The sequence below is a fragment of the Streptomyces sp. NPDC001393 genome (genome assembly GCF_053597455.1).
On the sequence record NZ_JBSFIH010000045.1, the window covers coordinates 24417 to 47274 of the forward strand.

At 70.4% G+C, this 22858-nt stretch carries 20 protein-coding genes and 1 pseudogene; 14 read left to right on the plus strand and 7 right to left on the minus strand.

Annotated elements, in window-relative coordinates:
• Nucleotides 1-2: 2 nt before the first annotated feature.
• A complete protein-coding gene (locus ACWC2T_RS34240; protein WP_450674227.1) occupies nt 3-431 on the minus strand; it encodes a BlaI/MecI/CopY family transcriptional regulator in 429 nt (142 codons plus the stop codon).
• A 141-nt stretch (nt 432-572) separates the two neighbouring features.
• Between ACWC2T_RS34240 and ACWC2T_RS34245 the strand changes: the two genes are divergently transcribed.
• The 12 genes and pseudogenes from ACWC2T_RS34245 (at nt 573) to ACWC2T_RS34300 (ending at nt 13590) form a co-directional block, all read left to right on the plus strand.
• Nucleotides 573-1958, plus strand: coding sequence for a glycosyltransferase (locus ACWC2T_RS34245; RefSeq protein WP_450674228.1), 1386 nt, complete (start codon nt 573-575; stop codon nt 1956-1958).
• Nucleotides 1955-2758, plus strand: a complete 804-nt coding sequence (locus ACWC2T_RS34250) for a polysaccharide deacetylase family protein (RefSeq protein WP_450674229.1) — start codon at nt 1955-1957, stop codon at nt 2756-2758. Before ACWC2T_RS34245 ends, ACWC2T_RS34250 begins: the two co-directional genes overlap by 4 nt.
• A 56-nt stretch (nt 2759-2814) precedes the next feature.
• Nucleotides 2815-3483: a DedA family protein gene (locus ACWC2T_RS34255; RefSeq protein ID WP_450674230.1), complete on the plus strand. Its 669-nt coding sequence runs from the start codon at nt 2815-2817 to the stop codon at nt 3481-3483.
• A 536-nt stretch (nt 3484-4019) separates the two neighbouring features.
• Entirely contained in the window at nt 4020-5264 is a 1245-nt protein-coding gene (locus ACWC2T_RS34260; RefSeq protein WP_450674231.1) for a hypothetical protein, read from the plus strand.
• 188 nt (nt 5265-5452) lie between these two features.
• Nucleotides 5453-6291: pseudogene (locus ACWC2T_RS34265) on the plus strand (COG4705 family protein).
• 110 nt (nt 6292-6401) lie between these two features.
• The gene (locus ACWC2T_RS34270) at nt 6402-6863 is read left to right on the plus strand and encodes a pyridoxamine 5'-phosphate oxidase family protein (RefSeq protein ID WP_450674232.1); all 462 of its coding nucleotides are present in this window, start codon (nt 6402-6404) and stop codon (nt 6861-6863) included.
• Between the two features lie 190 nt (nt 6864-7053).
• Nucleotides 7054-8223, plus strand: a complete 1170-nt coding sequence (locus ACWC2T_RS34275) for an alpha/beta hydrolase family protein (protein WP_450674233.1) — start codon at nt 7054-7056, stop codon at nt 8221-8223.
• A 100-nt stretch (nt 8224-8323) separates the two neighbouring features.
• Nucleotides 8324-9826 carry an ArnT family glycosyltransferase gene (locus tag ACWC2T_RS34280; protein WP_450674234.1) on the plus strand — a complete coding sequence of 501 codons (1503 nt, stop codon included), beginning with the start codon at nt 8324-8326 and terminating at the stop codon, nt 9824-9826.
• A gap of 177 nt (nt 9827-10003) precedes the next feature.
• Nucleotides 10004-10270: a DUF3040 domain-containing protein gene (locus tag ACWC2T_RS34285; RefSeq protein ID WP_450674235.1), complete on the plus strand. Its 267-nt coding sequence runs from the start codon at nt 10004-10006 to the stop codon at nt 10268-10270.
• Nucleotides 10271-10837: 567 nt separating this feature from the next.
• Complete coding sequence (locus ACWC2T_RS34290) at nt 10838-11296, plus strand: STAS domain-containing protein (protein WP_450674236.1); 459 nt, start codon at nt 10838-10840, stop codon at nt 11294-11296.
• Between the two features lie 130 nt (nt 11297-11426).
• Nucleotides 11427-12974 carry an ANTAR domain-containing protein gene (locus tag ACWC2T_RS34295; protein ID WP_450674237.1) on the plus strand — a complete coding sequence of 516 codons (1548 nt, stop codon included), beginning with the start codon at nt 11427-11429 and terminating at the stop codon, nt 12972-12974.
• 169 nt (nt 12975-13143) lie between these two features.
• Complete coding sequence (locus ACWC2T_RS34300) at nt 13144-13590, plus strand: RpiB/LacA/LacB family sugar-phosphate isomerase (RefSeq protein WP_450674238.1); 447 nt, start codon at nt 13144-13146, stop codon at nt 13588-13590.
• Nucleotides 13591-13594: 4 nt separating this feature from the next.
• Here ACWC2T_RS34300 and ACWC2T_RS34305 read toward each other — a convergent pair whose 3' ends face one another.
• On the minus strand, nt 13595-13963 hold the full coding sequence (locus tag ACWC2T_RS34305; RefSeq protein WP_450674239.1) for a DUF6479 family protein: 369 nt from the start codon (nt 13961-13963) through the stop codon (nt 13595-13597).
• A 167-nt stretch (nt 13964-14130) separates the two neighbouring features.
• Between ACWC2T_RS34305 and ACWC2T_RS34310 the strand changes: the two genes are divergently transcribed.
• Together ACWC2T_RS34310 and ACWC2T_RS34315 are read left to right on the plus strand one after the other, a co-directional pair.
• Entirely contained in the window at nt 14131-14502 is a 372-nt protein-coding gene (locus ACWC2T_RS34310) for a ferredoxin (RefSeq protein WP_450674240.1), read from the plus strand.
• A 136-nt stretch (nt 14503-14638) separates the two neighbouring features.
• Nucleotides 14639-15817, plus strand: coding sequence for an acyl-CoA dehydrogenase family protein (locus tag ACWC2T_RS34315; RefSeq protein WP_450674241.1), 1179 nt, complete (start codon nt 14639-14641; stop codon nt 15815-15817).
• Nucleotides 15818-16570: 753 nt separating this feature from the next.
• Here the strand turns inward: ACWC2T_RS34315 and ACWC2T_RS34320 are convergent.
• From ACWC2T_RS34320 to ACWC2T_RS34340, 5 genes are all read right to left on the minus strand, one after another.
• Entirely contained in the window at nt 16571-17809 is a 1239-nt protein-coding gene (locus tag ACWC2T_RS34320) for an IS256 family transposase (protein WP_450674242.1), read from the minus strand.
• Nucleotides 17810-17875: 66 nt separating this feature from the next.
• On the minus strand, nt 17876-19555 hold the full coding sequence (locus ACWC2T_RS34325; protein WP_450674243.1) for a TniQ family protein: 1680 nt from the start codon (nt 19553-19555) through the stop codon (nt 17876-17878).
• Nucleotides 19556-19784: 229 nt separating this feature from the next.
• The gene (locus ACWC2T_RS34330; protein ID WP_351251043.1) at nt 19785-21248 is read right to left on the minus strand and encodes a UvrD-helicase domain-containing protein; all 1464 of its coding nucleotides are present in this window, start codon (nt 21246-21248) and stop codon (nt 19785-19787) included.
• Nucleotides 21249-21354: 106 nt separating this feature from the next.
• A complete protein-coding gene (locus tag ACWC2T_RS34335; protein ID WP_351251045.1) occupies nt 21355-22206 on the minus strand; it encodes a DUF6083 domain-containing protein in 852 nt (283 codons plus the stop codon).
• 180 nt (nt 22207-22386) lie between these two features.
• Nucleotides 22387-22650, minus strand: coding sequence for a helix-turn-helix transcriptional regulator (locus ACWC2T_RS34340; RefSeq protein ID WP_340629890.1), 264 nt, complete (start codon nt 22648-22650; stop codon nt 22387-22389).
• Nucleotides 22651-22858 lie beyond the last annotated feature (208 nt).

Sequence of the window (22858 nt, forward strand, 5' to 3'; positions counted from 1 at the left end):
GCTCACCGCTTCCTGCGGGAGCGCTCACCCTCGGCGGGTGTCTCGTCGTGCCCGGACAGCAGTTGGTGCAGCAGGTGCTCGTCCTGCGCCGACAGTTCCGACACGAACCGGGCCAGCACGGCCTCGCGGTCGGAGCCGCCCTCGAGCAGGGAGTGCATGCGCTGGGCGGTGTGGGACGCCTCGTCGCGGGCGGGCTCGTAGGCGTATCCGCGACCCTCACGGTGCCGCACGAGCATGCCCTTCTCATGAAGCCGGGTCAGGATCGTCAGCACCGTCGTGTAGGCCAGGTCGCCCGGCAACTGCTCCCGGACCTGGCGTGCTGTCAGCGGCCCGTCGGCGGCCCAGAGCGCGGCGAGCACATCGCTCTCCAGCTCACCGCGCGCCCGCCTGCCGGCTGTCCCTCGGGTGCCCCCGTGCCTGTGGTCCTCCACCGTCCGCCTTCCTCCGTTCGCTTCCGTACAGGCTACCCGTCAGCCAACTACTACTTGTAGGAGGTATGCTCCGCCTTCAAAGATCGGACTACTACATCTCGTAGAGTTCTCTCGCTCCCTTCACGCTGCGGAGGAAAGCCCATGCCCCACGCCGGAAGTACGGCGCCTGGAGTCGCCCTCGCGGGCGCGATTCCGCAGCAGCGGGCCGCGACGCGTCACGCAGGCAGGATCGCCGTCGTCTCCGCGAGCGTCGGAGCCGGTCACGACGGCGCCGCCGCCGAACTCGCCCGACGCCTCACGGCGGACGGCTTCACGGTCGACCGGCTCGACCTGCTGGATCTGCTGCCGGCCCAGCTGGGCCGCGCCGTCCAGGAGGGCTACCACCGGATGCTCGTCCGCGCGCCATGGGCCTATCAGCGGATCTACTCCAGCACCGAGCGCGCCGGAGGCGGCGGCCCGATCGCGCGTGCACTGCTCCGCACGGCCGAGGACCGGGTGCTGCGTGCCCTTCCCCAGGGCACGGGAGCGGTGGTCTCCACCTACCCGGGAGCCAGCCGGGTCCTGGGCAACCTGCGCCTGAAGAAGCGCCTGCACATTCCCGTCCTGACGTACCTGACCGACTTCTCCGTGCATCCGCTGTGGGTGGCGGACGGCGTGGATGTCCACCTGGCCGCCCACGCCGTGCCGGCTGCCCAGGCGCGGACGGCAGGGGCGCGGGACGTGCGGGTGTGCGGCCCGGTCGCCGACCCGCGGTTCCACCCCTGCGGCGCAGAGCAGCGGGCCCGGGCGCGCGCGGCGTTCGGGCTGCCGCAGCGGGCCCCCCTCGCCCTTCTGGTCGCCGGGTCATGGGGCGTCGGACCGGTCCGCAAGGTCGCGCTCGAACTGCGCGACTGCGGCGCCGCCGTCCCGGTCGTCGTGTGCGGCCGGAACGAGGCCCTGGCCGAGCAACTGCGCGCGGACGGCATCGAGCACGCCTACGGCTGGGTCGACGACATGCCCAGCCTGATGCACGCCGCGGACGTCCTCGTCCAGAACGCCGGCGGGCTCACGTCGCTGGAGGCGTTCGCCTCGGGTCTGCCCGTCGCCAGCTACCGCTGCATACCGGGACATGGGCTGACCAATGCGGCCGCCCTGGACGAAGCGGGTGCGGCGGTATGGGTGCGTGACCCGGCCGACCTCAAAGCGGTGCTGTGCGACCTGATCGGCGGTCCGCTCGGCGAGCAACAGCGCGCGACCGGCCTCGCCTTGTTCGCCCAGGCCCCGGACAGCGGCCCGGCGGCCGAGATCGCACGCGTCCATCGAACGGGCCTCTGCGACGGGGATCAAAAGCCCCCGCTGCCGCGGCGGAGGCGGCCGCGTCGACTGGCTGCCACCGCCGCGATGGCCACCGCTGTGTGGGCATGCGCCGTCGGCACGGGGACGGCGACGACGTACGACGGTCCGGGCCTCATGCACGCCATCGGCAACGGCCTGGTGGACCGCCTCGCGGGCCACCACACCCACCGGCAGGGGGAACAGCACTCGTGAACCTCCCCCGCACGCTGCGCTCGGCCGCGGCCGCGGCCCTGCCCGCTCTCGCCGCCGCCCACGCCGCCCCCGTGATCTCCACCTTCGGGCCGCTCCGCAACCGCCTGATGCCCCGACTGTCGGGCCGGGGCCGCCCCGACCACGTCGCCCTCACCTTCGACGACGGACCCGACCCCCGCTCCACCCCGTCCTTCCTGCGACTGCTCTCCGACCGCGGGGTGCACGCCACCTTCTTCCTCCTCGGCAGCGAGGCACGCCGCTCTCCCGCCCTGGTCCGGGAGATCGCAGCCGCCGGCCACGAGATCGGCATCCACGGCTGGCTGCACCGCCCCCTGCTCCTGCGTGGACCGCGTGCCACCCACGACGACCTCGATCGGGCCCGCGACCTCGTCGCCGACCTGACCGGCCGGCCGCCCACGCTCTTCCGGCCCCCGTACGGAGTCATGTCCACCGCCGCCCACCTCGCGACCCGCCGCCTCGGACTCACCCCGGTCCTGTGGACCGCCTGGGGAGAGGACTGGACCGCACGGGCCACCCCGGCTTCCGTCCACCGCACCGTCACCGACGACCTGGACGGCGGCGGCACGATCCTCCTCCACGACTCCGACTGCACCTCCGCCCCCGGCGCCTGGCACTCGGCCCTCGGCGCACTTCCCCTGATCCTCGACACGTGCGAGGAGCGGGGTTACGGGGTCGGACGGCTGAGTGACCATGGATGGCCGCTGTCGGAGGCGATCCGTCACGAACCTCCCTCGGCTGCTCATCGTCCGCACTCCCGCGGCCGGTCCGTTTCGTCGTAGTCGCACACCCCTCCGCCACCGCGGTAACTCCGTTCCCACAGAAGGGCTTGGGCCTTATGACCCCCACGCTGCACCTGGCGTCCCAACTCGCCGTGAACGTGCTCGACGCCCAGTCGCTGCTGGCCGCCTTCGGCGTGCTGGGCGTCGGCGCAGTGCTGTTCGCCGAGACGGGGCTGCTGATCGGGTTCTTCCTACCGGGCGATTCCCTGTTGTTCACCGCCGGCCTGCTGTGCACGGGAGCAGCGGACCGGCCGGTGAAGCTGTCACTGGCACCGCTGCTGGTCGTGGCGGCGGTCGGCGCACTGGCCGGGGCGCAGTGCGGGTACCTGATCGGTCGCAAGGCGGGCGGGGCGCTGATCTCCCGCAGCCGGTCGCCGCGGTTGCACGAGGGAGTCAAAAGGGCCGAGGAACTGCTGCAGCGGTACGGACACGCCAAGGCGGTCGTGCTGGCCCGGTTCATCCCGGTGGTGCGTACAGTCCTCAACCCGATCGCCGGCGCGCTGGAGGTTCCGGCGCGGACCTTCACCCTGTGGCAGGTGGCCGGCGGCCTGGTCTGGTCCGTGGGGATCATCCTCGCCGGATACGCGCTGGGTTCATCGATCCCGAACGTCGACCACTACCTGCTCCCGCTGGTCGCGCTGATCGTCGTCGTGTCACTGACCCCGCTTCTCCTGGAGTTTCTGCGCAGCCGCCGGAGTACCGGGCCGGAGGAAGCAGATCGGTGATCGTGCCCCGACATGTCCGAGGATGCCGGCTGCGGTGTGGACGCGGCCGGCTGCTGGGCTGAGGCCTCCAGCCGTGATACCGCAGCGCCGCACCAGCACATGGTCGCAGCTCTCCGGCGGCCATGACCAAGTTTTTGAACAGGGCGCAGGCATGCGAAGACGGGTACGGGCGAGCATCCCGACACATGATCAAACGGCTCACTCGTCGCCGGTCGCAACGTTGTAGCAGCGGCGACCGTTGTGCCCGTCAGCGGGAACGGCCAAGAGTCCGGCCTGCGGGTCGGTCGCTGCCCTGCCATGGAGCAGCCGACCCGGCGGCGCCGTCCACGAGGCCGCCCTGACGCATACTGCCGCGCCGGCAAGGCGATTCCAGGGATCGTCCGTGCGCGGAAGAGCCATGACCGAGTACGACCCAGAGGCTGACCTTGACGACTGACAACCACGGATGGGTTCTTCGCCCTGCGGACCGAGGCAGGACAGCCGCATCCGGGGCTCTGACCGGTGACGGACCGCCCCGGCCTCGCACAGCCCTGTCGATGGCCGGGGCAGGCGTTCTGCTGTTCGGGCTGGTCGGTGCGAGCGCACCCAACCGCAACACGCTCAGGACGCCGATCACCTGGTTCCACCTGCCGTCGATGTCCGGTGCCGTCTCCGAGGCGGCCACGTCAGTCGCCATAGTGCTGTCCTGCGTCGGAACGCTCCTCCTGCTCCACGCCCACACCCAGGGGTGGAGGCCCGACCCCGGCACTCTGTTCCGTGCCGGAGCATGCGCCGTGCTGTTGGTCGCGGATCTCACCCCGATCGGCTCGTCCGACACCGCCAGTTACGCCGCCTACGGCCGCATCGCCGCTCTCGGCGGCGATCCGTACGTGACGACACCGGCCCAACTGGGCGGCCTGTACGCCCATCTGGTGAGCGATGCGTGGCGCAACACCCCGTCGGTGTACGGGCCGGTCGCCACGTGGTGGCAGGCCGCTGCGGCGTTCGTCGGCGGTGACCAGCCGTGGCTGACGGTATGGGCACTGATGCTTGCCAACGCTGCCGCGTTCCTCGGCACCGGCTACCTGTTGATCCGGGCCGCCGACGACCCGGTCCGGGCGGCGCTCCTTTGGAGTGCGAACCCCCTGCTGATCGGCGTACTGGTCGGGGGCGGCCATCTGGACACCCTCGTGGCGGCCCTGGCCGTCAGCGCCGTCCACCTGGCGCGCAAGGCACGCGGCTGCCACGCGGACCTGGCGGTCGGCGGACTGGTCGGCCTCGTCTGCGCCGTCAAGATCAGTGCCGCTCTGGTCGGCGTGGGTCTGATGTGGCCGTTGCTGCGCGGCGGCGCCTGGCAGCGGGCCGTCCGCGTGGCGGGCGCGGCCGTGCTCACGCTGACCGTCCTGTACGCCATGTACGGTCTGCATGCCCTTGATCCGCTTGCCGCGGCCTCGCACATGGTGTCCAGGCCTTCGCTGTGGGCCGTGTTCGACGACTTCGCCAGCACTGTCGTCGGTCCTGGTGGCGCTGCGACAAGCGTCAGTATCCTCTGGCCCGCGCTGATGCTGGGACTGGCCGTGCTGCTGCACAGACACCTCCCTGCGGAGGCCCCTTCCGTTGTCACCGTTCCGTTCGCGCTCGCCTTCGCCTGGATTCTCACGGCACCGTGGTCGATGCCGTGGTACGCGGCGCTCGCCTGCGCCCTGACGGCGCTGTTCTGCGAACTCCGCCTCACTCAGGCGCTCATCGCGGCCACCACCGTCCTGGCCTTGTTTCACAACAGTGGCGGTCACGGCTGGTGACAACGCGGCCCGCGCGGGTGCGGTCCGGCCGGCGAGCCGCCGGTTGGGCAGGGCATGCGTTGACGATCCCACCGGGGTGACCCCAACTGGCCCCGATTCAGGGAGCCGACCGGTAGAGCAGCGCGAGGCGGGTGGTCCACGGCGGCAGTCAGGATGTGTTCAGGTGCCGGGTGGCACGGTCGGGCATCATGGCCTACGACACGTCCGAGAGCCAGGCGGTTTTGAAGGCCGGCCGGCTCCCGCCCGGCAGCGGGTGCGCTGGAGCAGGGTGCCCGAAGTCACCGTCTACTTCTGGACCATCAAGGTGCTCTGCACGACGGTCGGCGAGACCGCCGCCGACCTGCTCAACGAGAAGGCCGGTCTGGGGCTGACCGGTGTGTCGGTGCTGATGAGTGCCCTGCTGGCCATGGTCCTGGTGGTCCAATTCCGGTCCAGGGGTCACCGCCCGGGCGTGTACTGGCTCGCCGTGGCGCTGATCAGCATCGTCGGCACCCTGGTCAGCGACAACCTCACCGACACCATGGGCGTGACGCCGGAGACCACCACCACGGTCTTCGCGATCACCCTGACGATCGTCTTCGCCGCCTGGTACCGCACCGAGCGAACCCTGTCGATCCACCGCATCGACACCACCCGCCGCGAGGCGTTCTACTGGCCGGCCGTCCTGTTCACCTTCGCCCTCGTCACCTCCGCCGGCGACCTGGTCGCCGAGAAGTTGGACCTCGGGTACTGGCTGTCCGCCTTCCTGTTCGCGGCCGCCATCGCAGCGGTGGCCATCGCGCACTTCTCACTGGACCTGGACGCGGTGTGGAGCTTCTGGATCGCCTACATCCTCACCCGTCCCCTAGGTGCGTCCATCGGTGACTACCTCTCCCAGCCCACCGGCGACGGCGGCCTCGGCCTGGGCACCGTCATCACCAGCTCCCTGTTCCTGGCGGTCATCCTCGGGCTCGTCGTGTTCCTCTCCGTCACTCGCAAGGACGTCACCGAACCGGAACCGGGGCAAGGAGCAGTGCGCGCTGCCTGAACTGCGGGCGCCCGATCGCATCGATGAAGAGCTGAGAGGTTCATCGGTCGCTGGGAGTAGGTCCTGCGCCTCAGGCGCGCTTCGCGCCTGCCTGGCTAGGGTCGGTCCTCATGGAGACCACAGGAATCGTTCGCCGGCAGACGGCGGAGCGTGTGCGCGAGGTTCTGGAGCGGCTCGTTGCCGAGCGGGACGTATGGGTCTCGACGGCTCACCCTGAGCACGGGCCGCACCAGGTGCCGCTGTGGTTCTCGTGGGACGGGCGAGCAGTGTGGATGTGCACCAGCGCCGCTTCCGTGACCGCGCGGAACCTCCGCAAAGAGCCGCGCGTGCGCCTGTCACTGCCGGACACCTTCGACGTGGTGCTGCTCCAGGGTGAGGCGGAGTGCTTCCCGGACCAGGAGGTGCCCGAAGGTGCAGCGGAGGCGTTCGCCGACAAGTTCGGCTGGGACCCGCGCGTGGAAGAGGGTTCCTTCCTGTATGTACGCGTGGTCCCGAGGACGGTGCGCGCTTGGCGCGGCGAGGCAGAACTACGCGGGAGAGTCATCATGCGCGACGGGATGTGGCTGGAATAGCGGCCGTGCCTCTCCGACGCGCCTGGCTCGGAACACTGTTGACTCTCCCGGTCACCGCCTCGTAGCCCCGCTCCAGGGCGCGTTGTCTCAGGACCTGGCTGGCTCCGGGACTTGCGCGCCAGGAGCTTTCGCACGCCCTGGATCGTCTATGTCAAGTGGAAGCGCCGGCCCATCCCCAAGGGAGTCGATCATGAAATTCCTCTACGACGACGAGTCCTTCTCCTTCGAGGCACTGCGCGCCGCGGGCTACGCCGCGTATGCCGGCGCCGACCTCGGCGAGGTCCTGGTCACCTGCCGGCAGATCCCGGAGGGAGACGAGGAGGCCTGGTCGGCCCAGTGGGCCGCGACCGCGGCGCGCATCGAGCGCATCGGCCGGGACGCGCTGGCCGCCGGTCACCGGGTCAGCGCCCGGGAGGCGCTGCTGCGCGCGTCCAACTACTACCGCACCGCCGACTTCTACCGCCGCGAGAACCCCGCCGCCGACGCCGAGTCGGCGCGGCTGGCCAAGGCCTCCCAGCAGACGTTCGCCGACGCGGCCGCCCTGCTCGACACCCCGGCCCGCGCCCTGCGCATCCCCTACGAGGACACCACGCTTCCCGGCTACCTGTTCCTCGCCGACGATTCCGGCACCCCGCGCCCGACCGTGCTCTTCCACGGCGGGTACGACTCCACCCTCGAGGAGGACTACTTCGCGCTGGCCGCAGGCGCGCTGCGGCGCGGCTACAACGTCATCGCGTTCGACGGCCCCGGCCAGGGCAGCACTGTCCGCGAGCAGGGCCTGCACTTCCGGCCGGACTGGGAGGCCGTGGTCACCCCGGTCGTCGACTTCGCGCTCACCGCACCCGAGGTGGACGGCGAGCGGCTCGTGCTGATCGGCATGAGTCTTGACGGCTACCTCGCCGCGAGGGCGGCGGCCTTCGAGCACCGCCTCGCCGCGTGTGTGCTGTACGACGGCGTCTACGACTTCCACGCGGTCATCGCCGCAACCGCGGGCCGTGCCGCTGCGCTGCCCGGCGGTATGGAGGCGTTGATGGCGCAGGACACCATGGTGCGATGGGTGGTGCGCAACGGCCGGTGGACCTTCGGCGTCTCCGGCATCGACGAGCTGGTCAAGGCAACCGAGGAGTACACCATGGCGGGTATCGCCGACCAGATCACCTGCCCGACACTCGTCCTCGAAGCCGAGAACGACCAGTTCTTCAAGGGGCAGCCGCAGCGTCTGTTCGACGAGCTGACATGCCAGAAGGAGCTGATCTCCTTCCGTGAGGACGAAGGCGCGGGCGAGCACTGCCACGAGGGTGCGATGTTCCTGTTCCACCAGCGCACCTTCGACTGGCTCGACACCCTGCTAGTCGGCTGACCTCGCAGGCCGGCCGCAGTTCGTGTCGAGGGCGCGGGGACGCTTTCTCATTGCCTTCCGGGGCCTTCTGCGGCCCCGTCCGGGCTGACAGAATGCCGACATGCACGTTCGGGGGGATGCGCAGCCGTGCCTGCAGCGGTTCGCAGCCAGGCCGGTCGGGGGGATCGCGGCAGCGGCCGCGGCGCTGCTGATCGCACTGTCGGGCCGCTACGGCTTCCAACGCGACGAGCTGTACTTCCTGCTCGTCGGCCGGCACCCGGCCTGGGGCTATCCGGACCAGCCCCCGCTCACCCCGCTGCTGGCCAGGCTCGGCGCGGAGCTCTTCGGCTCCACCCCGACCGGCGTGCGGATCGTGCCCGCGCTGCTCACCGCGGTCACGATCACGCTCACCGCGCTGATCGCCCGAGAACTGGGCGCCGGACACGGCGGGCAGGTGCTCGCGGCAGCAGCCGCGGCCTGCTCGGGCTATACGCTCGGCATCGGCCACCTGCTCTCCACCGCGACCTTCGACCTGACGGTCTGGCTGGCGGTCGTTCTGCTGACGCTCCGACTGTCGCGCACGGGTGAATTCCGCTGGTGGCCTGTACTGGGAGCGTTGGTCGGGATCGCGCTGCTGAACAAGCTGCTGGTGCTGGGGCTGTTGCCGGCCCTGGCGTTGGGAGCGCTGACGGCAGGACCGCGCGGTTTCCTCGTACCGCGTCCACGCGCGCTGCTGGGCCCGCTGACCGCCGTCCTCGCCGCGCTGCCCTTCGCGATCCCGACCCTGTGGTGGCAGGCCGTGCGCGGTTGGCCCGAGCTGACGGTGGCTCACGGCATCGGCGCCGATGTCGGAATCGGCGGACGCGTGCTGGCCCTGCCGATGCAGCTGCTCCAGTTCTCGCCGGTGCTGGCACCCCTGTGGCTGACCGGGCTGAGCCGGCTGGTGCGCCGACCGGAGCTGCGCTGGGCCCGACCGGTCGCGGTGGCCTGGGTGGTGCTGTGCCTGCTGGTGCTGGCCGGCGGCGGCAAGGGCTACTACCCGATTCCGCTGCTGTACGCGATCGCCGCCGCCGGCTGCGAGCCCTATGCCCACTGGATTCGCGAGCACCGCGCCAAGCTGGCAGGTGTACTGCTCGCGGCCCTGCTCACCAGCGCCCTGGCCGCCCTGCCGGTGTTGCCTGCATCGGCACTGACCGTGCCCATGGCCGTCGACCCCGACCTCGGCGAGGAGGTCGGCTGGCCACAGCTCACCCGCGCCACCGCCACCGGCTGGGAGACGATCCCCGCCGACCAGCGGGCCACCGCCGTGCTGCTGACCGCGAACTACGGCGAGGCCGGGGCCATCGCCCGGTACGGGCCCGCGCTCGGCCTGCCCGCACCGTACTCCGGCCACATGGGCCTGCACGCCTGGGGCCCGCCACCGGCCACCGCCACCGGTCCGGTGCTCCTCGTCCACCCGGCGGGCTATCCCGAGTTGGAGCAGCACTTCACCGCCTGCCGCACGGTGGCGCGCGTCGACAACGGGCACGGCATCGCGAACCAGGAGCAGCACGCGGCCGTCGTGCTGTGCGCGGGGCCGGACCGGCCATGGTCCATGCTCTGGCCGCTGCTGCGCCGATACTGAACAGTCACGCTGCTCTGCAGGTTCAGCGGTCCTCCACGGGTTCAACCTCAGTGGCCGCTGATCGGGAGGTGGGCGAGTGGGGCTCCGAACGGTGCGGCTCCGCATCGGCCGTGCCGTACAGGGAACTCGGGCGTCCGGGGACGGAAACCGCCGGTCGGCGGAGGAGGTGCCGTTGCCGTGGACGACTGGGAGACATGGGAGAAGCACGACGAGGTACGGCTGTCGCTGCGTGAACGGGTCGTGCTGCTGCAGATCGAGGCCCGCCTCAGGCAGGACCGCAGGTTCGCACGCCGTATGGGCGACACGCAGCGCGAGGTGTGGCTGCCGGTGGCGGTGCTGCTGCTGGGCATCGCCGCGGCGTTCGCTGCCGTCATGGGTGTCCGCACCTCGGACCCCGCACTGCTGTGGTGCTTCGCGCTGTTCTGGCCACTGACCCTTTTTTAGGCGTTCCGCCTCCTGCGCCGAGCGGGCCGCCGACGCGCCCGCTCCAGCTCCGGAGGTGGGGAGAACGCGCGGCCGTGGATCTGAGAGGGAGGGGCGGAGGGCCGGCCTGGGTTGTGCTGGGGGCGTGCCGGGTGACGCTGGTGACCGGGGCGCCGTCGCTTTGGGCAGCAACTGGCGTCCGTCGGCGGACGGGAGGCCCCTTTGATGTTGATAGTTGACGAACCTGGCATGCGGCGCGGCCGCCGTGGAGGAGCGGCCCGAGTGCGACGGCGACGTGCCGCTGACGGCGCCGGGCCACCGCTCGACCTCGGGTACTGGGCCGGCGCGCCCCGGTGTCGCCCGACCTGGGCCGCAGGCCGACGGCGCGGGAGCGGGCCCGACAGGCCTCACCCGGCCGACGGCGCTGGAGCGGGCCCGCCGGGCCTCACCCGCCCGGCGGTGTGTCGGCTGAACCGTCCCGGGTGCGACACGCCCGGGGAGAATCGTTGCATCAGGCGTGGGGCGGGGGCACAGTGAACCTCCCGGTCAAGACGCGGCTGGCTGATCCTTCCCCATCCAGGAAGCCCGATGTCCATGGAAAAAGGTCAGCTGTCCCGTGCCCGGGGCCGCCCCGGTGGCCCGGCCCCGCTGCTCCTGCAGACCGTGCACGAGCACCGGTCCGAGGCCGGCGCCGTCAGCGTCCTGAAGGCGCGGGGCACCGTCGACGCCACCAACGCCACGGAGTTCTCCGAGACGCTCGCCGAGCACATCGCCCAGGCCGACCGGGCCGGGGAACACGCCGTGCTGGACATGACCGAGGTGTACCTCGCCTGCGCGGCCGCGGTGCGGGCCGTGGACCGGGCCACCGGGGTCCTGGCCTTCTCCGGCCGCGCCCTGCCCGTCGTACAGCCCCGGCCGCACGTGCGGGAGGCGCTGCGCGCCGCGGCGCTGCCGGGCGTCCGGGTGCACGCCACCATGGCGTCCGCCCTGAGCACCCTGGAGGCCCCCAGACGCGCCGACCCGCGGCCCGGCGGCACCGCTTGGTGAGCACACCGGCCCGCCCCGTCCGGCGTGGCGGGCGCGGCGGGCATGGCGGACCGCGGCCGGACCCGCACCGTGCGCAGTGGTCAGGAAGAGGCCGCCCGAGTTCGTCGCACCGTCATGTCCGGGTGATGCCATGAATCCCTCTTCCGACCCGTCCGCCGCCCCGGCACCGCTCGTCATCGAGTCGTCCGTCGTCGACGGACTGCCCGCCGAGGCGGCGCTGTTGCTGCGCATGTCCGGCAGCCTCGACGCCGCGGGCGCCCAGGCCTGGTCGGTCGAGCTGCGGGGCCACCTCGAAAAGGCGGACCGCGCGGGGCTGCGGCCCGTCCTGGACATGGCCCATGTGCAACTCGGCGGCGCCGCCGTGCTGCACACGCTCAGCGAGGCCACCCGGGCGCGCACCGGACGCCCGGACCTGGTCATCGTGCGCGCCCGGCCCGGGGTGCGCGAGGCGGTGCACCTCGCCCGCCTGGACGGGGTCCGCCTTTACGCGACCCTCGACGAGGCACTGCGGGAGCTGGCCAGGGCCGCCTCCCGGGTGGAGGAGCTGCCCGCCTGGCGGTCGCAGATGGCGGATCCGCTGCGGCCGAGCTACGAGGACCTGCGCAAGGAGGTCCGTGCGCTGCGCGCCCGGGTGCGCACCGCCCCGGTCATCGGCATGGCGCAGGGCGTGCTCATGGTCCGCTACGGACTGCCGGACTCCGGCACCGCCTTCCGCGCGTTGCGCGAGGCCTCGCAGCGGTTCAACGTGCCGTTGCGCGTCCTCGTCTCCGCCGTGGTCGCGGCCCGGCCCCCGGACGGCGAGGTGTGGTTCCCGGGCCGCCGCTCCCTGCCCGTGCCGCAGCTGCGGATCCTGGCCCGCGACGGCCGCGACCCCCGCTACCGGCGGCAGATGATCGACGCCGTGCTGCACGAGGCGCTGGCCGTCGGGCGGGCGCCGGCCGGTTACGTCCGGTTCGCGGACCCGGCCGTCAACGCGCTGATGCTGGAGACCCACCACGGCTGCGCGGAACCGTTTCTCGACCATCTGGTGCGCGGCCGCGACGAGGGCACGCCGGACGCGCTCGCCCGGTTGCGCGGACGCCGGGTGAGCGTGCCGGACGTGGCCGCCGACGCGCTGCTCTCCGAGGAGGCCCGGCGCGTCCTGCTGAGCACGGGCACCGGAGCCCTGCAGAGCATCCCGGTGCTGTCCTCGGCCGACTCCTGCACCGGCGTGATCACCCTGCACTGGCCCGACGCCGGGCACCGGCCGACCGCCGCCCAGGCCGAGGCCCTCGGTCTGCTGGCCTCCGACACGGCCGTCTGGCTGAGCTGGTACCACCGCTCGGTGCTCCTCGACGCCCTCGAACACCTCCACCGGACGGTGACCGGTTCCGCCGCGCCCGCCGAGGAGGGTGAGGGTGACCCTGGCCGTCCCGGCAACCCGGACCGTCCCGGGAACCCGGACCTCGTCCACACCACGCACCACCTGGAGGGAGTCCGGCGCATGGCCCATCCGCAGCAGCCCGAACGGCGCCGCGGTGACAAGGGGGGCGCCACCCCGCAGTCCAGCGGCGAGCTGAAGGCCCGGCAGGCAGCCGGCCGCGATGCGGGCGCCCGCCCGCACGGCTCGGACAAGGGCGACAAGGGCGGCGGGGAGGGCGGAGGCGTGCCTCCGGCACAGCGCTCGGATCAGCCGTAAGGACCCGTCCCGCGGGGGCGCGGGGCGGTGTCCGATGCGTGGCGGTGTCTGATTCTTGGCTGCCGCCGTGCGGGCGCGCCCAGCCACAGCCGGTCCGCACTCGGTATCCGATAGCATCCGGCAACATCCGACAAGGGGTCCCTGACCGCAGCCCGGCTACGCTCTCCCCATGCGCATCTCAGTCGCCTCCGACATGGACGAACCCGTCGCCCGCGCACTCGTCGAGGACTTGCGGCGGCGCGGCCACGACGTGTACCCGCATGGTGCCCTGCGCCCCGGCGCGGATCCCCAGTGGGCGGCCTGCTCGGAGGCGGCCGCCCGGGACGTGGCCGAGGGGGGCGCCGATCAGGCGGTGGTGTGTTGCTGGACCGGCACGGGCGCGTCCATCGCGGCCAACAAGGTGCCCGGCGTGCGCGCGGCGCTGTGCACGGACGCCGTCACGGCGGACGGCGCGCGCCGCTGGAACGACGCCAACGTCCTCGCGCTGAGCCTCCGCCTGACCTCCGAACCCCTGCTGAAGGAGATCCTCGACGCCTGGTTCGCCGGCGAGCCCAGCCAGGACCCCGAGGACCGGCAGAACGTGGCCCGCGTCGGCCGCCTGGACGCCGCCCGGTAGACGGTCAGTGGGCGCCGAGTCCGCCGCCGCCGAACGAGCCGCTGGAACCCCGGCTCCAGCGCGGACGTTCCTTCGAGGGGCTCGGCCGGGAGTCCTGGTTGCGCAGCTCGTACGGGGTGAGGGGGCGGCCCCCCTCGGGGGTCTGGGGGACCTCTTCGTAATCCCTGTTCTCGCGCACCTCGCGCACCGGACCCTCGGGCGGCAGCGTGGGCTGTTCCTCGGGCCGCGGCCGAGGCGACTCGCGGTACCTGACGCGTGAGGTCATCCAGTAGCCGCCGGCGAGCATCACCACCACGCCGAGGCCGATCACGACGAACAGCACGAGGACTATCAGGCCGCTCGTCGCGGCCAGCTGCATCGATGCAGTGTTCATAGGACAGGAATACCCCACACAGAACCGGACGAACCGGACACTATGCGTGACCGGTGGCGGACGGACGGCGACCCGGCTCCTGTCGACAACCCGTCCGGGCGCGTCCGGGGCGCCCTCCGTTCCCGTGCAGTGGTTTGTGGCTCTGTGCCCCGGGCTACCCGCACGGTGTGACATCGCCGACTGCGCAGCAGCTCTACCGGTTCCTGGAGGACCGCTTTGCCTGTGCCCAGGCGTGCACCGAGTGCGCCCGGGCCTGTGCGGTGAGCGCGAGCCTGGTCGACCCGGACGGCAGTGACCGCCATGAGCGCGTCCGCAGGCTGGGCATCATGTGCGCCGAAGTGTGTGACGCCACGTGCCACGTGCTCGGCGAGGAGGGCCGGCAGGACGAGGGTGAGATCCGGGTCCGCCTGGAGTGGTGCCGCTCGGTCTGCCTGGAGTGCGCCCGCGCCTTCGACGAGCAGCCCGGTGCCGAGTCGGCGGCGGCCGGCTGCCGCGCCTGCGCCGACGCCTGCTCCGAATTCCTGCGGAGCCTCGCCTGACCCCCGGCCCCCGGCGTTCCTGCGGAGCCTCGCGGGACCTTCAGCGGAATTCCCCCAGGGCGCGTCATTCCCTATTTCTGAAACACGTTCTACGGTGTGCGCCGTCAGGACCGCCCGTGGGGAGCCTGGAGGCGCCGTGCACCTCGACCACACGCCCGAGCAGCAGCGACTGCGCGCCGAACTGCGCGCCTACTTCGCCGAGTTGGTTCCGGACAACGCCTACGCCCGGTATGCCGACCCGGTCGCGCAGAAGCGGTTCTACCGCGACACCATCCGCCGGCTCGGCACCGACGGCTGGCTCGGCGTCGGCTGGCCCGAGGAGTACGGCGGGCGCGGCATGACGGCGATGGAGCAGTTCATCTTCTTCGACGAGGCCGCGCAGGCCGGGGTACCGCTGCCGCTGATGGCGCTGAACACGGTCGGCCCGACGCTCATGCGGTACGGCACCGAGGAGCAGAAGGCGTACTTCCTGCCGCGCATCCTGTCCGGCGAGATCGACTTCGCGATCGGCTACAGCGAGCCCGATGCCGGCACCGACCTCGCCTCCCTGAAGACCCGGGGGGTGCGGGACGGGGACGAGTACGTCGTCGACGGACAGAAGATCTGGACGACCAACGGCGACACCGCGGACTGGGTGTGGCTGGCCGTGCGCACCGACCCGGCTGCCCCGCCGCACAAGGGCATCACCATGCTGCTGGTGCCGACCTCCGACCCCGGCTACTCCTGCACCGTCATCAACACGCTCGCCTCGCACGACACCACCGCGAGCTACTACGAGAACGTCCGCGTCCCCCTCTCCCGCCGCGTCGGCGAGGAGAACCAGGGGTGGCGGCTGATCACCAACCAGCTCAACCACGAACGCGTCACCCTCGCCGCCCACGGCACCATGGCCATCCGCGCCCTGCACGACGTGCAGCGCTGGGCCATGGAAACCAAGCTCGCCGACGGCCGCCGGGTCGCCGACCTGCCCTGGGTGCGCCGGCTGCTCGCCCGCACCCACACCCGGCTCGACGCGCTGAAGCTGCTCAACTGGCAGATGGTCGGCGCCGTCGAGGACGGCACGCTCACCCCGCAGGACGCGTCCGCCGTCAAGGTCTACGGCTCCGAGGCCCGCCGGGACGCCTACGCCTGGCTGATGGAGATCGTCGCGGCCGCGGGACCGCTGAAGGAGGGCTCGGCGGGCGCCGTCCTGCACGGCGAACTGGAGCGCGGCTACCGCTCCGCGGTCATCTTCACCTTCGGCGGCGGCAACAACGAGATCCAGCGCGAGATCATCTCCTGGATCGGCCTGGGGATGCCGAGGGTGCGGCGCTAGCCTGCTTGTGACGAGGCTTTTTAGTTGGCACAAAAGCGGGATAGTTGGCACCGGTCTGAAGTCGCGGGCCAGTGGGTAGCGGGTCTGGCGCGCCGACTGTGTCAGGTAGCTGACCTGCTACTTTCTCTGAGTTGCAGAGGTTTGGGAGTACTTTCCTTACGCGATTTCTGCTCGTTTGATCGTGCGCACGGAGACGTGGAGGGCCAGGTTCTGGTCGCAGGAAGTCCCGAGTTGAGTCGCGCAGAGGTTCAGGCATCGGCGAAATCATGTGCTGCAGTTGACACCGGATTCGTGGACAGGGGGCACCGCGAGGGCTCGGGACGTGTGTTCTCGCGGCGGACGATGATCGACAGTTTCAGTCTGAATTACCGCTGCGTCGTCGTTCAGTGTGCGGCCTGCCGGTCTTCGCATCGAGGTCTGCCTCGGAGAGGATGTCGTCGATACTGACCTGGCGGTCGGTCTCACGGTCGCAGGCGCTCGCCAGCTGTGCCGCGTAGGCGTCGAGTCGCCTACGGAGATGGAGTCGGGCGCCGCCCATGTCGTCTCTTTGAAGAAGGAAGATTTCCTTGGTGAGAGAGGTGACGTCCCTGTCTTTGCGCTCGGATTCACGGACGATGGGGCTGTAGGAGGGTTCGCCCTGAGTGGCTTCGCCCCATGCGAGGGCGGTTCCGACGTCAGGGCCGACCTGCTCGTGAAGCGGTCACGTCCGCTGGAGTGGTGTATCGACGGCCACTCGGTGATCTCGATTTGAGGCTATGCCGTGAGTTCGGTGGGCAGGTCGGTCTCGTCGGTTTCTGACTCGATCGGGTGGAGGCGGGCCTTGGCGAGCAAGTCGAGTCCCATGTAGCGGCGGGCCTCGGTCCACTCGTCGTTCTGTTCGGCCAGCACGGCGCCGACCAGGCGGATGACGGCCGTGCGGTCGGGGAAGATGCCGACCACGTCGGTGCGGCGGCGGATCTCCTTGTTGAGCCGTTCCTGCGGGTTGTTCGACCAGATCTGCCGCCAGATCTCGCGCGGGAAGGCGGTGAAGGCCAGCAGGTCGTGCTGGGCGGTGTCCAAGTGGGTTGCGGCCTTGGGGAACTTGGCCTCCAGCGCGTCCAGAACGTGCTGCATCTGGGCCTGGACGGCGTCGGTGTCGGGTTGTTCGAAGACGGTCCGCAGCAGCGTGGCCACCCAGGGCTGGGCCGATTTCGGGACCTGGCTGAGCAGGTTGCGGGCGTAATGCGTGCGGCACCTCTGCCAGCTCGCGCCGGGCAGGACCGCGCCGATGGCGTCGACCAGGCCGGCGTGGGCGTCGGAGATGACGAGCTGGACGCCGGACAGTCCGCGGGCGATCAGCGAGCGCAGGAACGCCAGCCAGCCGGCGCCGTCCTCGGCGGTGGCGACGTCCAGGCCGAGGATCTCGCGGTGGCCGTCGGCGTTGACGCCGACCGCGATCAGGGCGTGGACGTTGATGATGCGGCCGCCCTCGCGGACCTTCTGGGTCAGCGCGTCGACCCAGACGAATGCGTAGGGTCCGGCCTCCAGTGGCCGGTTGCGGAAGGCGGCGACCTGCTCGTCCAGGTGTTTGGCCATAGCGCTGACCTGGGACTTCGACAGCTGGGTGACGCCCAGGGACTCGGCGAGCTTCTCGACCCGCCGAGTGCTGACACCGAGCAGGTAGGCAGTGGCGACCACCGAGATGAGGGCCTGCTCGGCCCGGCGACGGCGTTCCAGGAGCCAGTGCGGGAAGTAACTCCCGCTGCGGAGCTTGGGGATGGCCAGCTCGACGGTGCCGGCGCGGGTGTCCCACTCACGCGGGCGATATCCGTTGCGATGATTGACTCTCTCGTCGCTGACCTGCCCGTATTCGGCATTGCAGAGGGCGTCGGCTTCGGCGGACATGAGCGCGTCGGCGAACGTCTTGACCATCGCGCGCAGCAGATCGGGACTCGCCGCGGCGAGGTTGTCCTCGGCGAGTGCATGCAGGGGCAGACTGTCGGGTGCGGTCATCGTGCTGATCTCCTTCGGGCTTCGACACCTCGAAGATCAGCCGGTGGCCGTTCATCTATGCGGGCATCAGCCCAACGCCGGAGCAAACCCCCGGATCAGGTCGAACCCGTACACCATTTCCATGGACGCAACCCGTGAAAGCCTTCGAAGGCGCGGTATCCCGCCGGTCAGGAGGTGCCACTCTTCACTCGGCATGCGCCACTCGGCCAGGCCCTGACGGCGGTTCGCATAGTTGATCCGTTCGTCGCTGACATCGAGGTGATCTGCGATCTGGTCGACTCGGCGGTCGAACTCAGGCCATAGCTTTACAGGTTCGAAGCGCTTGGCGAGGTTGGCCAGGAGCTTGGCAGCCATCTTCGGAGTGAGGCCGAGAGGCTCGGCGCATCGATGCCAAGAGAGTCCGGTGGCGAGTTTCACCAGCTGGAGAGAGGCGGCTCGGCGTAGCGCGCGCATCCTGGGGCGTTGATCTTCTGGCATGTGGTCGAGGAAGCCGTCGAAGTATGTGTCGAACCAGACCTTCGGCAGGTAGGCCGGGACCTCCTCAACCGAGTACCGGTGCTTCCGGGGCGGTGTCCGCAGACTGCGGTGCCCGTGGGTGCCATAGCTCTTCGTCGCCAGGGCTTGGGCGAAGCGAGGGGAGATATTGAGTGACCGGGCGATCTGGCCGTAGTACATCGGGGCACGGGACCGGACGGTTTGGACCAACGGCCGGATCTGTTCGCGGAGGGATGTCTGGTCCCGCTCGCCGAGCAAAGTGTCGGCCGCCAGCAGCAGTGCTGCTCGTTGCGAGGTGTCCGCAGGGGCTGCACGGGCACCGGTGCGGCGGGAGGGTATCCCCATGGCTTGGCCAGCCTGGATCAGTTCAGCGATCGGTGCGGCGTGCTCGTCGAGGCGTGTCTGCAGGTAGGGAGAGGGGATGAGGTCTGCAGCGGTCGGCCAGCTGAGAGTGATCAGGTGTGCGGCCAGGATCAGGTCCTCGAAGTACGAGGTGCCGTCCGGTTCTTGTTGGTCTCCGAAGAGACGTCGGTCGATGCGTTGCTGGAGGGCGAGCAGCCGGTCGAGATCGGAAGCGGTCAGGCCAGGCGGCGGGTCTGAGGCATAGTCGAGGCGAGTACCGCAGCGGAGATTTCCGCAGGCCCTGGATGCCGCGTCCTCGATGCGATTACGGCATTGCAATGCGTGCAGACGCGTGCCGGGGCTGGTGATCAGGTTGAAGCGTCCCGAGCTGGAGGTGTTGAGCTGCCGTCGGCAGCCAGGACAGACCGATTCCAGCAGACGGTGGTGCTGGGGGCAGACGAAGGCTACGGGCAGATGCCACTGGAGTTTCCACGGGCCGCCCCATGCCTGTTGGATCGCGCTACCGTTGCCGCGTAGACATGGGGGGCAGTAGCGCGGTGAGAACTCCATGGCCCAGCGGGTGCTGAGCATGGTGGTCGTACGGTGCGGGGTACGGTACGCGGTTCGCAGAGGCGAATAGTGAAACTCGAACCGTCTCAATGTCAGCGCTTTGACTTCGGCGAGGTCGAGCCCCGTGGCCAGGGCGAAGTTCTCGGCCACGGTGCCTGGGAGCTCCTGCAGAAGCAGGGTTGGAATGCGGGCGTTGTGCACCGAGTGCTCAGTGAGGCCGCATCGGACCGCGAGCCAACTGGGCGGCATCTCGAGTCGGCTGGAGAGCCGTAGCAGGAAGCCAGGCAGAGATTCTTCCGGCAACGGGGCCAGGCTCCGTGCCAAGGGGCGGAAACCCATAGAGATGCTCCGGTGGTTGCTCGGCCGACCGGAGTGAGCGTCCGGGTGGCCTCGTTGGTACCGGGAGTGGAGAACGGTGGTCGCGAGTGCAGTAGCAGTTGGTGCAGGCCCAAGCGGAGCGTAAGCGATAGGCGGCGGGAGCGGGATCTCCGCGCTCTGAATTCACTCGCTTCGGAGGAACTCAGAGCACCAGAGCGTCCGACGATCGGGCAGGCATCGACGGCGGATGTCAGTCTTCACGTGGAGCGGTTGGATTTGTCTGGTTGATCCACGACAGCCCTCCGAGTTCGAGGCGTTGGCGTGTGCGGGTCACGGCGACATAGGCCAGGCGTGCCTCGCTCTCGTCGATCTGGCGTGTGTCCGACTGCTCGTCGCCGGGATCGTCGGGAGCTGTGGGTTCGAAGTCGCCGGCGATCCTGACCGAGGCCCATTCCCTCCCTTTGGCTTTGTGCGCGGTCGACACCGTCACCTGCGCGGTGCTCTCGGGCACGAGGCGGGCGACGGCCGACAGGATGGCCTCGGGGCCGTGGGTGTCCACGAGGTCGACGAAGGGCTGCAGGTCCCGGCCGTTGGGGTCGTACGCGGCGTAGTCCTGCAGGTCGTGCCAGGTGCTGAAGAGCAGGAGTTCGGGGTGGTGGGCTCGGCGGCCCTGTTTGAGGTCGCGCGCGGCCAAGGCCAGGGCCTGAAGCCCCTGGCCGCCTCCCGCGAGGGCCACTCGAAGACCGGCTGACATCAGCTGCATTACCTGGGCCATGGCGCCGACATTCGTGCGGCACAGCACCGCGTCCGGGCGGATGACGGGGCCGAGCTCGGTGGCGATGGTGTCGGTGCCGGTCAGGCGCAGGGGAGCGTCGGCGAGCGCGAGCCACCGGTTGGCTTCGGTGGCCAGGCGGGGGCCGAAGCGGAAGGACTTGGTGAGGGTGAGGCGGGCGCCGTCGAAGCCGGTCATGATGTCCCTGGCGCCGCGCCAGTGGTAGATGGCCTGGGCGGAGTCGCCGACCATGACCAGCTGAGCGTGGTCGCGTTGTGCCAGGAATACCTGCTCGACGACGGGGTTCGTGTCCTGGGCCTCGTCGAGGAGGAGGAAATCGGCTTCGATTCGTGGCTGGGTGAGGGCCCAGATCTTGAGGTAGTGGTCATGGTCGAAGCGGACGACGCCTTCGTCGATGTACTGAAGATCCCGCCACGCCTTGCGGGCGAACGGGACGAGGAACTCGGAGAGTTCGGCATGGTGGTCGGGGTCGTCCAGGCCGCGGAGCCGGGGCACATGGTGGTGACCGATGGTGCGCTCGGCGGTGTGGCAGAAGCGAGTGACGGTGCGCAGGGCAGCGTTGGAGAGGGTGCGTTGGGAGATGTCGCGATCGCCGATGCGGAGGGAGTCGGTCAGGCCGAGGTCGCACCCGGTTCGCCAGGCGGGGCGGCGTGGGGAGTTCAGGCGGCGCGTATAGCGGTGGCCAACGGCGGCGTAGGCGAGAGCGTGGGCGGTTTTGCAGGTGACGGTCGCGGGGAAGCGGGTGCGGGCGTCGTCGGCGATGGCGCGGTTGTAGGCGAGGTAGCGGCCGCGACGCTGGGTGGAGCGCGCGAGCAGCGCGAGTGTGGTGGTCTTGCCGGTGCCCGCGCCGGCCTGCAGCGCCAGGTGGTTGCCGGCATGGAAGGCGTCGGCGGCAGCGGCTTGCTCGTCAGTGGGGTTCAAGAAGGGTGTCCTCGTACTGAGTGGGGCATCGCATGTCGGCCGGGGGACAGCAGGAGGGAGGGCGCAGTCGGCGGTCGCGCGAAGGGGCGGATTGGTTGATGCGGCTTCAGGTTTCCGGTGAGGCGGGTGCCGTATCCGGCAGGTGGGTGTGGATGTGGGCATGGTGGAGGAGCGGGTCGAAGACCTGCCATCCGGCCAGCGTGAGGTCGGGGGCGGTGCTCGCGACCATATGGGCGGGGCATCGCTGCGCTCGCCACCGCAGCTGCTCCGCGTACGGTGCACGGCTCAGGCTGTACAGGACCAAGTGCTCTGCAGGCACAACGAGTTGACCGATGGTCGACAAGACGGTGGTCAAGGTCCAGACGCCGCTCGGGGCAGCCGGGTCCAGGACCGGGTGGGGGCAGCGGTGACCCCGGCGGGTCTGGGACACGCACCGCAGCGCATCGAGGGGCCGCTCAGCGAGATAGCGGATGTGGAGGATTTCCACGATCGGCAGCACCGGGCGCTTGTCCGGCTGCACCGTGGTCAGGCCTGCGACCGGGGGCGGCGGGGTGAAGAGCCCCGCGTCGATCCGTCGCCGGGTGAGCACGGCCAGGCGGCGACGAAATTCCGTAAGAGCGGGGGCGAGGTCGGTATCCGGAGTGCGCCCCGGGCAGACGGCGGCGTGCGGGACGCGGCACCACGTGGAGTCGGCGCCGCGGTAGGCGACGCCGCAGCTCAGATGCCAGCGGCAGGCGGTGGGGACGGGGCAGGTAGGCAGCTCGTGGGGATGCAGGCCGATCGGCCGGTGATCGGCCCGCGGATGCCAGTCGACGAGGTTGCCGCACTCCCGGCACCTACTGCTCTGTCCCCGGCGCAGGAGGCGGCTGGGGCTGGAGGCATCGACGCGCAGGCGGCGGCGAGGGGGCATGGTGACGGGGCTGCCGTCCCAGCGGCGGGCGAAGTGGTGCGGTTGCATGGCGAGCAACGTGCCAGGTGGCGCGCTGCGATCCAGCGTAGAGGCCGCCGTAAGTCATGCGAATGGCCCCACCTGCCGCGACAGGTGTACGAAGCGAGGTGCGGATGTTCGAGGATGGATTGCCGTTCGGGTGAATCGCGGGATGGGTTTGGGGTGGGCTTCCTCGCGCGAGGAAGCCAGTCAGGACTCGGCGGCGTCAGGTGGTTCGTGCCCGTCGCAGAGTGGCTCCAGCAGCTGGTCGATGGGGAGGCCGAAGGCGTGAGCAAGGGCGTGCCACGTGGTGATCTTTCCTGTGGTGCGGCCGTGCTCGAGGTCGATGAGGGTGCGCCGTGCGAGGCCGCTGCGATCAGCCAGCTCGTCGAAGGTCCACCCGCGCTCGCTCCTCATCCGCACGAGCTGGATGCGCAAGGCGTCGAGGTTGGGGTCGGGAGGGAAGATCGTCACCCCACCATCCGATGGTGCAGACCCATGCCCCGTCAGTGCAGAGTTCTGCACTATTTGCTAGGGAAGGGGTGATGTTCGCCGGGGCGCCGAGTTGATGTCGTGGTGCGCCCCAGTTTCCCCTGCCTTGCAAAGCCGAGCCCTGGACAGGAGGAAAGCGGGAGCGATGAGGGTCTCCCTGCACGCTGTGGTCCCTCGGGTGTGGACCGTG

Coding starts and splice junctions, on each gene's coding strand:
- ACWC2T_RS34260 (WP_450674231.1), top strand. CDS start 4,020: ATGGCCGGGGCAGGCGTTCTGCTGTTCGGGCTGGTCGGTGCGAGCGCA.
- ACWC2T_RS34270 (WP_450674232.1), top strand. CDS start 6,402: ATGGAGACCACAGGAATCGTTCGCCGGCAGACGGCGGAGCGTGTGCGC.
- ACWC2T_RS34335 (WP_351251045.1), bottom strand. CDS start 22,206: ATGCAACCGCACCACTTCGCCCGCCGCTGGGACGGCAGCCCCGTCACC.
- ACWC2T_RS34275 (WP_450674233.1), top strand. CDS start 7,054: ATGAAATTCCTCTACGACGACGAGTCCTTCTCCTTCGAGGCACTGCGC.
- ACWC2T_RS34255 (WP_450674230.1), top strand. CDS start 2,815: ATGACCCCCACGCTGCACCTGGCGTCCCAACTCGCCGTGAACGTGCTC.
- ACWC2T_RS34305 (WP_450674239.1), bottom strand. CDS start 13,963: ATGAACACTGCATCGATGCAGCTGGCCGCGACGAGCGGCCTGATAGTC.
- ACWC2T_RS34320 (WP_450674242.1), bottom strand. CDS start 17,809: ATGACCGCACCCGACAGTCTGCCCCTGCATGCACTCGCCGAGGACAAC.
- ACWC2T_RS34300 (WP_450674238.1), top strand. CDS start 13,144: ATGCGCATCTCAGTCGCCTCCGACATGGACGAACCCGTCGCCCGCGCA.
- ACWC2T_RS34295 (WP_450674237.1), top strand. CDS start 11,427: ATGAATCCCTCTTCCGACCCGTCCGCCGCCCCGGCACCGCTCGTCATC.
- ACWC2T_RS34245 (WP_450674228.1), top strand. CDS start 573: ATGCCCCACGCCGGAAGTACGGCGCCTGGAGTCGCCCTCGCGGGCGCG.
- ACWC2T_RS34280 (WP_450674234.1), top strand. CDS start 8,324: ATGCACGTTCGGGGGGATGCGCAGCCGTGCCTGCAGCGGTTCGCAGCC.
- ACWC2T_RS34290 (WP_450674236.1), top strand. CDS start 10,838: ATGTCCATGGAAAAAGGTCAGCTGTCCCGTGCCCGGGGCCGCCCCGGT.
- ACWC2T_RS34325 (WP_450674243.1), bottom strand. CDS start 19,555: ATGGGTTTCCGCCCCTTGGCACGGAGCCTGGCCCCGTTGCCGGAAGAA.